This is a genomic window from Pseudomonas eucalypticola (assembly GCF_013374995.1).
In the GTDB taxonomy this organism is placed as follows: Bacteria; Pseudomonadota; Gammaproteobacteria; order Pseudomonadales; family Pseudomonadaceae; genus Aquipseudomonas; species Aquipseudomonas eucalypticola.
In genome coordinates, this window is sequence record NZ_CP056030.1 from 1,678,228 (window position 1) to 1,691,006 (window position 12,779).

General features: G+C 64.3%; 8 protein-coding genes. 5 read left to right on the forward strand and 3 right to left on the reverse strand.

Translation table 11 applies throughout. From position 1 onward, the window contains the following. Positions 1 to 79 precede the first annotated feature (79 nt). The 5 genes from HWQ56_RS07800 to HWQ56_RS07820 all read left to right on the forward strand — a co-directional run bounded on the left by HWQ56_RS07800 (position 80) and on the right by HWQ56_RS07820 (position 8,711). Positions 80 to 2,089 (forward strand): DUF1302 domain-containing protein, encoded by a 2,010-nt coding sequence (locus HWQ56_RS07800; RefSeq protein WP_176570141.1) that lies wholly within the window; start codon positions 80 to 82, stop codon positions 2,087 to 2,089. An 11-nt stretch (positions 2,090 to 2,100) separates the two neighbouring features. After that, the gene (locus HWQ56_RS07805; RefSeq protein ID WP_176570142.1) at positions 2,101 to 3,468 is read left to right on the forward strand and encodes a DUF1329 domain-containing protein; all 1,368 of its coding nucleotides are present in this window, start codon (positions 2,101 to 2,103) and stop codon (positions 3,466 to 3,468) included. Between the two features lie 440 nt (positions 3,469 to 3,908). After that, positions 3,909 to 4,976, forward strand: coding sequence for a WD40/YVTN/BNR-like repeat-containing protein (locus HWQ56_RS07810; RefSeq protein ID WP_176570143.1), 1,068 nt, complete (start codon positions 3,909 to 3,911; stop codon positions 4,974 to 4,976). Between the two features lie 20 nt (positions 4,977 to 4,996). Next, positions 4,997 to 7,372 carry an efflux RND transporter permease subunit gene (locus HWQ56_RS07815; protein ID WP_176570144.1) on the forward strand — a complete coding sequence of 792 codons (2,376 nt, stop codon included), beginning with the start codon at positions 4,997 to 4,999 and terminating at the stop codon, positions 7,370 to 7,372. Between the two features lie 49 nt (positions 7,373 to 7,421). Then, the gene (locus HWQ56_RS07820) at positions 7,422 to 8,711 is read left to right on the forward strand and encodes an aminotransferase-like domain-containing protein (RefSeq protein ID WP_245217824.1); all 1,290 of its coding nucleotides are present in this window, start codon (positions 7,422 to 7,424) and stop codon (positions 8,709 to 8,711) included. A 62-nt stretch (positions 8,712 to 8,773) separates the two neighbouring features. Here HWQ56_RS07820 and HWQ56_RS07825 read toward each other — a convergent pair whose 3' ends face one another. The 3 genes from HWQ56_RS07825 to HWQ56_RS07835 all read right to left on the reverse strand — a co-directional run bounded on the left by HWQ56_RS07825 (position 8,774) and on the right by HWQ56_RS07835 (position 12,750). Then, complete coding sequence (locus HWQ56_RS07825) at positions 8,774 to 9,565, reverse strand: outer membrane protein OmpK (protein WP_158157623.1); 792 nt, start codon at positions 9,563 to 9,565, stop codon at positions 8,774 to 8,776. Positions 9,566 to 9,961: 396 nt separating this feature from the next. Next, positions 9,962 to 11,317 (reverse strand): nucleobase:cation symporter-2 family protein, encoded by a 1,356-nt coding sequence (locus HWQ56_RS07830; protein ID WP_176570145.1) that lies wholly within the window; start codon positions 11,315 to 11,317, stop codon positions 9,962 to 9,964. Positions 11,318 to 11,448: 131 nt separating this feature from the next. Continuing rightward, positions 11,449 to 12,750, reverse strand: coding sequence for a urate hydroxylase PuuD (locus HWQ56_RS07835; RefSeq protein WP_158157621.1), 1,302 nt, complete (start codon positions 12,748 to 12,750; stop codon positions 11,449 to 11,451). Positions 12,751 to 12,779 lie beyond the last annotated feature (29 nt).

Genomic DNA, 12,779 nt, shown 5'->3' on the forward strand with positions numbered 1-12,779 from the left:
ACAGTCAAGGTTGGGAAACTTCCTACGGATAAGGCTTGGCTGTTCGAAAAATAATAATAGTTTCAGGGAGAATACCGCGATGCACATCAAAACCAGCCGCACGCCCACCAGGCTGGCACCTGCCCGGGCCGGGTATACCTTGGCCGGGCTGCTGCCCTTCATCGCCTGTGTGCCCGCCGAGGCCGTGGAGTTCAGCTTCCTCGACGATGAAGTGCACGGTTCTCTCGATACCACGGTTTCCTATGGCCAATTATGGCGTGTGCAAGGCCGCGACAAGAGCAACGACGATATAAATGCCAATGACGGCAATCGCAACTTCGACCCGGGTCTGGTTTCCTCGGTATATAAGATTACAAGTGAATTGGAAACTTCCTACAGGAACTACGGATTGTTCCTAAGGGCGAGCGGCTTTTACGATAGCCGTATCATGAATGAGCATACGGATTACAATCATAACAACACGCCGGCGCAGCCCAGCCAGAGTTCCCCCGACAACCGCCACTTCACCCGTGCCACCCGCCGCAACGCGGGCAGTGATGTACAAATCCTCGACGCCTACGTCCGCGGCGACTGGGAACTGGCCGGCAAGCCGGTAGCGGGGCGCCTGGGGCGCCAGGTGTTCAACTGGGGGGAAGGGTTGTTCTACCGCGGCGGGGTGAACACCACCAACCCCATCGACGCCGCCCAGTTCCGCCTGCCCGGCGCCGAGCTCAAGGAAGTGCTGATGCCGGTCGAGGCGCTGAACGTCAGTGTCGGCCTCACCGACAACCTGTCGATGGAAAGCTTTTACCAGTTCAACTGGAAGGAAACCGCCATCGACCCGGTGGGCACCTATTTCGCCGAGACCGACCTGTTCGCCAAGGGCGGCCACAGCGCCTATGCCACGGTGCCGCAACTGCGCGCCGTCAGTGCCCTGCATCAGGGGCTGAGCGCCCTGGGCGTGGGCGGGTTGCAGGGTGGCCCGGGGCTGGACGGCAATGGCAACCTCAAGGTGGCCAGCATCGGGCCCGACATCAATGCCCGCGATGACGGCCAGTTTGGCGTGGCGTTCCGCTACAACGCCGAGCAGTTGAACAACACCGAGTTCGGCTTCTACTTCGTCAATTACCACAGCAAAGAGCCTACGGTGCACGCCGACCTGGGGGCCTACAAGGGGCTGAACATGGCGCAGATCAAGGGCGCCGCGGCCCCTGGGGTGCAGCAGCAGGTGGCCCAGGCGATGGGCATCAGCGTCGCGCAACTGCAGGCCGCCATCGCCGCCAACCCCACGGGGCAGGCGGCCCGTGCCTATCAGGCGACCCTGCAATCGGCGGCCGACGGCGTCGCGGCGCTGGACGTGGCCAACCAGGTGCGCGGGCGCCGGGAATACGCCGAGGACATCCGCATGTTCGGCGTCAGCTTCAACACCCGGGTCGGTGAGGCGGCGCTGTTCGGCGAGCTGGCCTACCGGCCGAACATGCCCATCGGCATCGGCACCACCGGTGACCTGCTCGACGACCTGCTGACCCAGGCCGGCAAGCTGGCCAACGGTGAAGTGGTGAACATCGGTGGCCAGTACGTGCGCCTGGGCGACGAAGTCAAGAGCAGCGAACGGGTGCAGATGTTCAATGCTTCCCTGGGCACGCTCTACAACTTCGGCCCACGCCTGGGCTTCGACGGTGTCACCGCGGTGGCCGAGGTGGCCTCCGAGCACCTGCGTGGCAGCAGCCTCCAATACACCGCCTTCGACGGCACCCGCCGCTATTACTCCAGCCGCGCCAACGCCGCCTATGCCGTGGGCTTTGGCGACGACGCGCAGATCACCCGCGACGCCTACGGCGCCACACTGATGTTGATGGGTACCTGGAACAACGTGCTGGGCGGCATGAACGTCACGCCCTTTGTCACCTACAAGGATGATTTCAGGGGCAACTCGCACCAGACCGGCAACTTCATCGAGGGCCGCAAGGCCTACTCGGTGGGCGTCAAGGCCAGCTACCAGAACCGTCTGGAAGGCGAGCTGCAGTACACCGAGTTCTACGGTGCCGGCCAGAAGAACGCCACGCGGGACCGCGACAACCTCGGCTTCAACGTCAAATACTCGTTCTAAGGAAGTGCCCGATGCCCACTGTTTTCCGTTTGTCCGGTCTTCCCTTGTTGCTGGCACTGTTCGCCACACCGGCACTGGCCGCCGACCCCGCTGGTGCCGCCCGGCTGGGCCAGGGGCTTACGCCACTGGGCGCCGAGCAGGCAGGTAATGCCGCCGGCACCATCCCTGCCTGGACGGGCGGCCTGGTCACGCCACCGACCGGCTATGGTGGCCCCGGCCGCCACCACGTCGACCCGTTCCCCACGGACGCGCCGCTGTTCACCATCACCGCCGCGAACCTGGCCCAGTACCACGACCACCTGAGCCCGGGGCAACGGGCGCTGTTCGCCGCCTACCCGGAAACCTTCCGCATGCCGGTCTATGCCACCCGGCGCACCGGCGCCGCGCCGCAGTGGATCTACGACAACACCCGCCACAACGCCACCCACGTCCAGCTGGTGGCGGACGGCAACGGCTTCAGCGGCGCACGCGGGGGTATCCCGTTCCCGCTGCCCGCCAGCGGCGTGGAGGCGGTGTGGAACCATATTGCCCGTTACCGCGGCGTGTACGTGGAGCGGCGGGCGGCGGAGGTGGCCGTGCAACGCAACGGCAGCTACGTGCCGATCGTTTCCCAGCAACGCGGCCTGTTTCGGTTTCACGACCAGCAGGCCACCGATGCGCAATTGGACAACATCCTGTTCTATTACATGAACCAGATCCGCAGCCCGGCCCGCCTGGCCGGCGGCGTGGTGCTGGTGCACGAAACCATCGACCAGGTGCGCGAGCCGCGCCAGGCGTGGGCCTACAACGCAGGCCAGCGGCGGGTGCGGCGCGCGCCGAGCCTGGCTTACGACACGCCCATCACCGCCGCCGACGGCCTGCGCACCGCGGATGATACCGACATGTTCAACGGCGCCCCCGACCGCTACGACTGGAAGCTGCTCGGCAAGCAGGAAATCTACATCCCCTACAACAACTACCGCCTGGGCCAGCCGTCGGTGAAATACGCCGAGCTGCTGAAACCCGGGCACCTGAACCCTGACCTCGCGCGCTATGAGCTGCATCGGGTCTGGGTGGTGGAGGGCACCCTCAAGCCCGGCGCTCGGCACCTGTACGCCAAGCGCCGCCTGTACCTGGATGAGGACAGCTGGCAGGCCGCGGTGGTCGACCAGTACGACGGTCGCGGCGAGCTGTGGCGGGTGTCGATGGCCTACCTGAAGAACTTCTACGAACTGCCCACCACCTGGTCGGCGCTGGATGTGTTCCATGACCTCCAGGCCCGGCGTTATCACGTGCAGAACCTGGACAACGAAGAAGCCAGCACCGTCGACTTCAGCCAGCCGGTTCCGGGCGTGGCCGAGTTCAGCCCCGCCGCCCTGCGGCGCATGGGCACCCGCTAGGGTCTGTCTGACAGGTATTCCAGCGAAGGCCAGGCATGGCGAAAACAGGCGAGTAAGCGAGTTTACTGTTGTAAATGAGCGTACCGAGCCTGTTTTCAACGCAGCATGGCCAAGTTGGGATGCAGAGCCTAGTCATCAGGGCCGATGATGCTTCGACATTCAGCCTTGCCACGGCCTTGGCGCCCTGGCAAGGCGCGCTGCGCTTGCGGCGTCGGCGGCCGAGGCTCTGGGCTGCAGGTACGACGCGTTCTGCTAGGGTTTCGAGTGTGGCGAACGGCACGGTCGGGGTAACAATTCATTACGCCAAGCGCGTTGTCAGCCCGAATCAAGGCTGGCTAGGATAGGACAGCTTTCGCGGCCCTCTGGCCTGCAGGTTTCAGCCAACTGCAGGGCAGGGCGCCAACCCAGGCGCGTCCAATAACAATAATGGGGAGTGCTCTATGAGCGAGCCGGTCAGGGGTGGCGGCACGTGCGCCACAGGGAAAAGGGCATGGCCGAGGTATTGGGCGCTGGCCCTGGGGCTGGCGATGGCAGGGCTGGGAAGTGGAGCGCTGGCCAGCGAGCCTGCTGCTGACGACAGCGCCTGGTCAGTGCTCTCGGCCAGATCGGAGCGCGGTCTGATGCTGGACGTGGTGGCCGCTGGCCCGCGACTGGTAGCGGTGGGCGAGCGCGGGCATATCCTGTATTCCGATGACCAGGGCCGGCACTGGAGCCAGGCCAAGGTTCCCACCCGGCAGCTGCTCACTGCGGTGGCCTTCGTCGACGCCCAGCACGGCTGGGCCGTGGGCCACGACGCGCAGATCCTGGCCACCACCGACGGTGGCGTCACCTGGGCCAAGCAGTTCGAAGACCTCAACCGCCAGGCGCCGCTGCTGGACCTGTGGTTCAAGGACGCCAGCACCGGTTTCGCCGTCGGCGCCTATGGTGCCTTGCTGGCCACCACCGATGGCGGCCAGCACTGGGAGGACGTCAGCGCGCGCATCGACAACCCCGACCAATTCCACTTCAACGCCATCGGGGCGGTGAAGGACGGCGGCCTGTTCATCGTCGGCGAGCAGGGCAGCCTGTTCCGGTCCCGGGACTGGGGCCTCAGCTGGGAGAAGGTCCAGGGGCCGTATGAAGGTTCGCTGTTCGGCCTGCTGCCCACCGGCGAGCCGCGCACCCTGCTGGTGTATGGCCTGCGTGGCAACCTCTACCGTTCCACTGATTTCGGCGACACCTGGGCCAATATTCCCTTGCGTGGTGCCCGCGGCCCCTTGGAGTTCGCGCTGTCAGGCGCTACCCGCCTGGCCGACGGCACACTGGTGCTGGTCGGCAACAGCGGCACCGTGCTGCGCAGCAGCGATGACGGCAAGACCTTCAGCCTGTTCAACCGCCCCGACCGCCTGTCGCTGTCGGCCGTTACCGCCGGTGCCAACGGCACCCTCGTGCTGGCCGGCCAGGGCGGCGTGCGGGTAGCGGCCGCTACCGGCGCCGACCTGGGCCAACAACAGGTGAGCCAACCATGACCGTCCGGGAGCAGATTGCCATGAGCCGTCATCATCAGGACAAGGCCACGTTCCTTGAGCGCCTGATCTTCAATAACCGCCCGGCGGTGATCATGCTGTGCCTGCTGGTCAGTGTCTTCCTGTTCTGGCAAGCCACCCTGATCCGCCCCTCCACCAGCTTCGAAAAAATGATCCCGCTCAAGCATCCGTTCATCGAGCGCATGCTGGAGCACCGCAACGACCTGGCCAACCTGGGCAACACCGTGCGCATTTCGGTGGAAGCGGTGAACGGCGATATTTTCAACAAGGACTACATGGAGACCCTGCGCCAGATCAACGACAAGGCCTTCTACATTCCCGGCGTCGACCGCTCGGGCATGAAGTCGTTGTGGAGCCCCAGCGTGCGCTGGACCGAGGTCACCGAGGAAGGGTTCGCCGGTGGCGAGGTCATTCCCCAGAGCTATGACGGTTCCCCCGACAGCCTGGACTTGCTGCGCAGCAACATCCTCAAGTCCGGCCAGGTGGGGCGCCTGGTGGCCAACGACTTCAAGTCGAGCATCGTCGACATTCCCCTGCTGGAGTCCTACCCCGACCCCAATGACCAGGGCACCCTCGTGAAGCTCGACTACCAGCAGTTTTCCCACAGCCTGGAGGAGAAGATCCGCGACAAGTTCCAGGCCCAGAACCCCAACGTGAAGGTGCACATCGTCGGCTTCGCCAAGAAGGTCGGTGATCTGATCGACGGGCTTTTGATGGTGGTGATGTTCTTCGGCGTCGCGTTCGTCATCACCCTGGTGCTGCTGTATTTCTTCACCTGGTGCATCCGCAGCACCATCGCCGTGCTGGTCACCACGCTGGTGGCGGTCACCTGGCAGCTGGGGCTGATGCACGCCTTCGGTTTCGGCCTGGACCCGTACTCGATGCTGGTGCCGTTCCTGATCTTCGCCATCGGCATTTCCCATGGCGTGCAGAAGATCAACGGTATCGCCCTGCAGTCCAGCGACGCCGACAACGCCCTGACCGCGGCGCGGCGTACCTTCCGGCAACTGTTCCTGCCCGGCATGATCGCCATCCTGGCCGATGCGGTGGGCTTCATCACCTTGCTCATCATCGACATCGGCGTGATCCGCGAACTCGCCCTGGGCGCGTCCATCGGGGTGGCGGTGATCGTCTTCACCAACCTGATCCTGCTGCCGGTGGCCATTTCCTACGTGGGCATCAGCAAGCGGGCCATCGAGCGCAGCAAAAAGGATTCCGTGCGCGAACACCCGTTTTGGCGCGCGCTGTCGAATTTCGCCAGCGCCAAAGTGGCGCCGGTGTCGGTAGCCCTGGCCATCGTGGCAATGGCGGGCGGCCTGTGGTACGGCCACAACCTGAAGATCGGCGACCTCGACCAGGGTGCGCCGGAGCTGCGCCCGGACTCGCGCTACAACCGTGACAACCAGTTCATCATCGACCACTACGCCACCAGTTCCGACGTGCTGGTGGTCATGGTCAAGAGCGCTGCCGAAGGCTGTTCGCGCTACGAGACCCTGCAGCCGATGGACGAGCTGATGTGGCAGCTGGACAACACCGTCGGGGTGCAGTCGACGATGTCGCTGGTGACCGTGTCCAAGCAGGTGATCAAGGGCATGAACGAGGGCAACCTGAAGTGGGAAAGCCTGTCGCGCAACCCCGAGGTGCTCAACAGTTCCGTGGCCCGCGCCGACGGCCTGTACAACGGCGACTGCTCGCTGGCGCCGCTGCTGGTGTTCCTCAACGACCACAAGGCCGAGACCCTCGACCGCGCCGTGGCGGTGGTCAAGCAGTTCGCCGCCAGCCATGACCATGACGGCTTGCAGTTCCAGTTGGCGGCGGGCAATGCCGGCATCGAAGCGGCCACCAACGAAGTCATCAAGCAGGCTGAACTGACCATCCTGGTGCTGGTGTACCTTTGCGTGGCGGTGATGTGCCTGATCACCTTCCGCTCCTTCGCCGCCACCCTGTGCATCGTCTTGCCGCTGGTGCTGACGTCGGTGCTGGGCAATGCGCTGATGGCCTTCATGGGCATCGGCGTGAAAGTCGCCACCTTGCCGGTGGTGGCCCTGGGCGTGGGCATTGGCGTGGACTACGGGATCTACATCTACAGCCGTCTGGAAAGCTTCCTGCGCGCCGGGCTACCGTTGCAGGAAGCCTACTACCAGACACTCAAATCCACCGGCAAGGCGGTGCTGTTCACCGGCCTGTGCCTGGCCATTGGCGTGTGCACCTGGATCTTCTCGGCCATCAAGTTCCAGGCCGACATGGGCCTGATGCTGACCTTCATGTTGCTGTGGAACATGTTTGGCGCGCTATGGCTGTTGCCGGCGCTGGCGCGGTTCCTGATCAAGCCGGAAAAAATGGCGGGCAAACAGGGCGGATCCTTGTTCGCTCATTGAGCAGCACCGGCCGCGCGGGCCGGGCGTCATGCCGTAAAGGAATGATCTGGTGCCGATTCGTCGTTTGCGGCGTGTCGGCACCGGGTTCGATACTGGCGCCTCTGCCCTGACGAGCCACGCCGCCGTGACTGACCTGACCCCCACCTACCGTTTCGCTCCCGCCTTCCAGGCGCCGACCGGTTCGGCGATTCGCGAGTTGTTCAAGTACTTGTCGCTGCCAGGAATGATTTCATTCGCGGGGGGCTACCCGGCCACCGCCTTTTTCGACCAGCCGCACCTGGCGGCGGCCGCCGAGCGCGCCCTGCGCGAGTCTGCGGTGGACTGCCTGCAGTATGCGGCCACTGATGGCTTGCCGTTGTTGCGCGAACAACTGGCGGGGCTGATGGGCCGCCGGGGCGCCGCGGTGACGGTGGATGACCTGATGGTAACCACCGGTTCCCAGCAGGGCCTGGACCTGCTGATCAAGGTGCTGCTGAGCCCCGGCGAACGGGTCCTGGTGGAATGCCCGACCTACCCCGCTGCGCTACAGGCCTTTCGCCTGGCGGGGCTGCAGGTGGACAGTGCCGTCACCGACGGCGATGGCCTGGACACCGACAGCCTGGCCGAGCAGTTGGCCCGCCAACCCAGAGGTAGCCTGCGCCTGCTGTACTGCGTGCCCACCTTCGCCAACCCCACGGGCGCCTGCCTGCCGCTGGAGCGGCGCCTGGCGTTGCTGGCGTTGGCAGTGGAACACGACTTCCTGATCGTCGAGGACGACCCTTACGGCGCCCTGCGATTCACTGGCCAGGAGGTGCCATCACTGCTGGCGTTGGCCCCCCAGGTCGATGGTGCCAGCGGACGAGTCGTGCACCTGTCCAGCCTGTCCAAGGTCGTCGCCCCAGGCCTGCGCATCGGCTGGTTGATCGCGCCAGCGCCCATCCGCCAGCGGTGCGTGATCGCCAAGCAGACCGTGGACCTGTGCACCGCACCGTGGGCCCAGCAGATTGCGGCCTTGTACCTGGCCGATGGCGCCCTGGAACGGGCGTTGCCAGCCTTGGCCCGCGGTTACGGGGAAAAATGCGCGCGCATGCTCGCCGGCCTCGAAGGCTTGAGCGATGTCGTGCAGGTGTCGCCGCCGCAAGGCGGGATGTTCATCTGGGGCCGTTGCCGTGGGGGAGTGGATGCCAGCGCGCTGTTGCAGCGGGCTATCGAGGAGAGGGTGATGTTCGTCCCGGGCAGCCCGTTCTACGCGGCACACCCCGACGCCAGCAGCCTGCGCCTGTCGTTCGCGGCGCCATCGCTGGAGCAGATCGATGAGGGGCTGCTGCGGTTGGGCAGAGCGGCAGGGCGGCTACTTTAAACTGCAAGCTGCAAGCAAAGACAATCCTGCCCTTGCTTGCAGCTCAAGGCGCACAGCGGATCTTAGAAGAACACTTTCAGCAGGAAGCTTGCGGTGTTCTGGTTGGTTTCAAAGCTGTGGGTGCTCTGGATACCGTACTTGTCTTTCCAGTAGTCGTATTCGAAGCCCACGTACAGCTTCTGCGGCGCCCAGCTCAAGGCCTTGCCCAGGTCATACTTGACCTGCGGGTTGAAGTGCAGGTTCTTGTGGTAGTCGCCGTTCTTGTTCGAGTCGCTGCCGATGACCCAGTCCATGTAGCCGTCGATCAGGATATCGGAGTTGCCGACCGGAATGGTGTACGACCACACCGGGGTGATCTGCCAGACGTTGTTGCCCGCGCGGTCGCCGTCGACGATGCGGTCGTAGAAGTTCAGCTGGAAATAGTCGAAGCCGGGAATGTTCAAGTCAAAGCCCGGGCCGATCAGGTAGGACTCCACGTCACCTTCGCCGAACTCGTAGGTCATGGCCAGGAGCACGTCCTTGACCGGGCCGTAGCCCACTTGCTGGCCGAAGATCTTGCTGGCCGACAAGCGCGGGCTGAACTCGCCATACAGGGTGTTGCGGCCCACGCCGGAGTCTTTCTTGCCGTTGTAGAAGATGTTGTCCACGAACAGGAAGTTGTCACCGTACTTCCAGCTGTCAGCGTGTTCGAACGTGACGGTCTGCTGGGTATCGGGGTTGACCTTGAAGTTCTGACCATACAAGTAGGTCAGGCTGTTGCTTTGCCATTGCAGCCAACCATTGTCATCGGCTGCAGCGTAGCCCCCCGCCAGCAGGCCACCGGCCGCCATCAGGCTCGAAAGAACACGTTTCATTGTTTTGCTCCCAGGTTTTATTTCAGTCTGTGTTGCTGGTGGCGCTCTGTGGTGGCGCCTTGTGGTTCACATGAAAAGTCGTCCAACTGGTCAACTTCCCCCGCGGCGCATCTTTGATAGCAAGAGCCTTGCCAAGGTCATCGAAAGGCCAAAGAAATCCCGTCGGCTGTTGTCGAAAAACAGTCGAAGGGTGTTCGATTGGCTGCAAACGAAGACGCGGCGGGGCGGGCGCCCGGCCCTGTACAAGAGGTCAGCTTTATCGGGGAAAATATCCCCCCGGTGTTACGCGGGCGCGCAGATTACTGACTCGCGCGCCGCGGCTCAAGTGCTCCGTTACAGAGCAAGCGCAGCAAAAGTGGGGCATTCGGTCAGCTTTTGTGGCCGTTGCCCCAGCCTTCAGTGCTGATGCGCCGCTCTGGCCAGGGCCTCGCGCTCGGCACCGCCGAGCACGTTGAACAGCAGGTTGAGCAACACCGCGCTCAACGTGGCCATGGCGATGCCGCTGTGGGTGATAGGCCCCATCCACAGGGGCAACTGGGAAAAGAACTCCGGACGCACCACCGGGATCAGGCCCATGCCGATGCTCACCGCCACCAGCAACTGGTTGCGGCGGTCACCGATGTCGGCTTCCTGAAGGATCTTGATACCCGTGGCGGCGACCATGCCGAACATGGCGATGGCCGCGCCGCCCAGCACCGCGGGCGGAATCGACGCCACCAGGTAGGCGGCCTTGGGCACCAGGCTCAAGGCGATCAGGAAACTGCCGGCGACGATGGTCACCGACCGGCACCGTACCCCGGTCATCTGCACCAGGCCGATGTTCTGGGCGAAGGAGGAGTGGGTAAAGGTGTTGAAGAAACCGGCCACGAACGAGGCGGCGGCGTCGCACAGCAGACCGCGGCGCAGCATGCCAGGGGTGACTTCGCGGTCGGTGATCTTGCCCAGGGCCAGGAACATGCCCGTGGACTCGACGAAGATGATCACCACCACCAGGCACATGGACAGCACCGGGGCCAGGCTGAAGGTGGGCAGGCCGAAGTGCAGCGGCGTGACCACTTGCAACCACGGCGCGGCGGCCAGCCCAGAAAGGTCGACCATGCCGATCAGGCCCGACAGCACATAGCCGAGCACCATGCCGATGAGCACCGAAATATTGACCCAGAAACCGCTCATGAACCGGTGGATGAGCAGAATCGTCGCCAGCACCAGGCCGGCCACGGTGAGGTAGATGGGCGAGCCGAAAGGCAGCGCCTTGGCGCCACCGCCGGCCCAGTTGACTGCCACCGGGAAGAGCGACAGGCCGATGGAGGTGATCACGGTGCCCGTCACCAGTGGCGGGAAGAACCGCACGATCTTGGACATGAACGGCGCGATGACCATGCCGAAGAACCCCGCGGCGATGGTGGCGCCGAAGATGCCCGGCAGCCCCACGCCCTGCATGCCGGCCATGGCCACCATGCTGGCGACCGCGGCAAAACTGGCACCCATCATCACCGGCATGCGAATGCCCAGCGCGCCAATGCCCATGGACTGCACCACGGTGGCCACACCGGCCACCAGCAGGTCGGCGTTGATGAGGAAGGCGATTTCTTCACGGGAGAGGCCCGCTGCCTGCCCAACGATCAGCGGCACCGCGATGGCGCCCCCGTACATCAGCAACACATGCTGCAAACCCACCAGAATCAGTTGCATCAACGGCAGGGGCTGTCTGGGTGGCGCAGGGGGGATGCGCGCGTGGCTTGACTCGGACATGCAACACCTCGGATTTTGTTGTTATTGAGGAGGAGCAGCTGCAAGCGGCAAGCGAGAAGCTCAGGCCGGCGTTCGCCGGTGCCATCGCTTCAAGCGTGCAGCTTGCCGCTCAACGCTTGCAACGGTTTGCTTCAGTTCACCTGCGCACCCTTGGCGATCCACTGCCCCACCAGGTTGCGCTCTTCCTGGGTCATTTGCGTGATATTGCCCAACGGCATGATCTGGCTGGCCACGGCCTGTGCCTGGATGCGCGGGGCCAGTTGCTGGATCTGCTGCGGGGTGTCGAACATGATCCCGGCCGGGGCGCTGGAGAACAGCGGGCTGGTCGGCTTGGCCGAATGGCACACCGCACAGCGCTCCTGGATCACCCCATGCACCTGGTCGAAGTTCACGCTGCTGGCCTGCGCCGGTTGCTCGGCCGGGGCCGCCTGGGCCGGGGCGGCGGGCATTTCATCGGCGCGCTTGCCGCCAATGGCGGTGCCGGGCAGCGGCTGGTACTCGATCTTCGGTGCCTGGGCCACATCGCTGGTGTTGGCCATTTGCAGGGGGCCGGTGACGAAAGCCAGGCAGATCATGCCCAGGGCGCCGGCGGGCAGGGCCCAGGCGAACTTGTGGCTGTTGTGGCGGGTGTTGAAGTAGTGGCGCACCACCACCGCGACCACCGCGATGCCCGCCAGGATCAGCCAGTTGTAGTGGCTGCCGTAGGTGCTGGGGAAGTGGTTGCTGATCATGATGAACAGCACCGGCAGGGTGAAATAGTTGTTGTGGCGCGAACGCAGCAGGCCCTTGGCCGGCAGGGTCGGGTCCGGCGTGCGGTTCTCGGCGATGGCCGCCACCAGCGCGCGCTGGGCGGGCATGATGATGCGGAACACGTTACCCACCATGATGGTGCCGATGATGGCGCCGGTGTGCAGGTACGCGCCGCGGCCGCTGAACACCTGGCTGAAGCCATAGCAGGCGGCGATGATCAGCACGAACAGCACCAGGCCCAGCAGGCCGGGGCGCTTGCCCAGGGGCGAGTCGCACAGCAGGTCATAGATGAACCAGCTGGCGATCAGCGCGCCCACGCCGATGGCGATGCCTTCCGGCCCGCTGAGGGTACTGCCGGGGGCCAGCAGGTAAAGGGTGGGGTTGGAGTAGAACACCACGCACAGCAGCACGATGCCCGACATCCAGGTCCAGTAGGCTTCCCATTTGAACCAGTGCAGGTTGTCCGGCATGGTCGGTGGGGCCAGCTTGTATTTTTCCAGGTGGTAGATGCCGCCACCGTGAATGGCCCACAGGTCGCCGCTCAAGCCTTCGCGAGGGTTGCTGCGGTTGAGGTTGTTCTCCAGCCAGACGAAATAGAAGGACGCGCCGATCCAGGCGATCCCGACGATCATGTGAATCCAGCGCACGCCCAGATTCAGCCATTCCATCAGATGTGCTTGCACAGTCGTAACCTCTTGCCGTGCCACTGCGG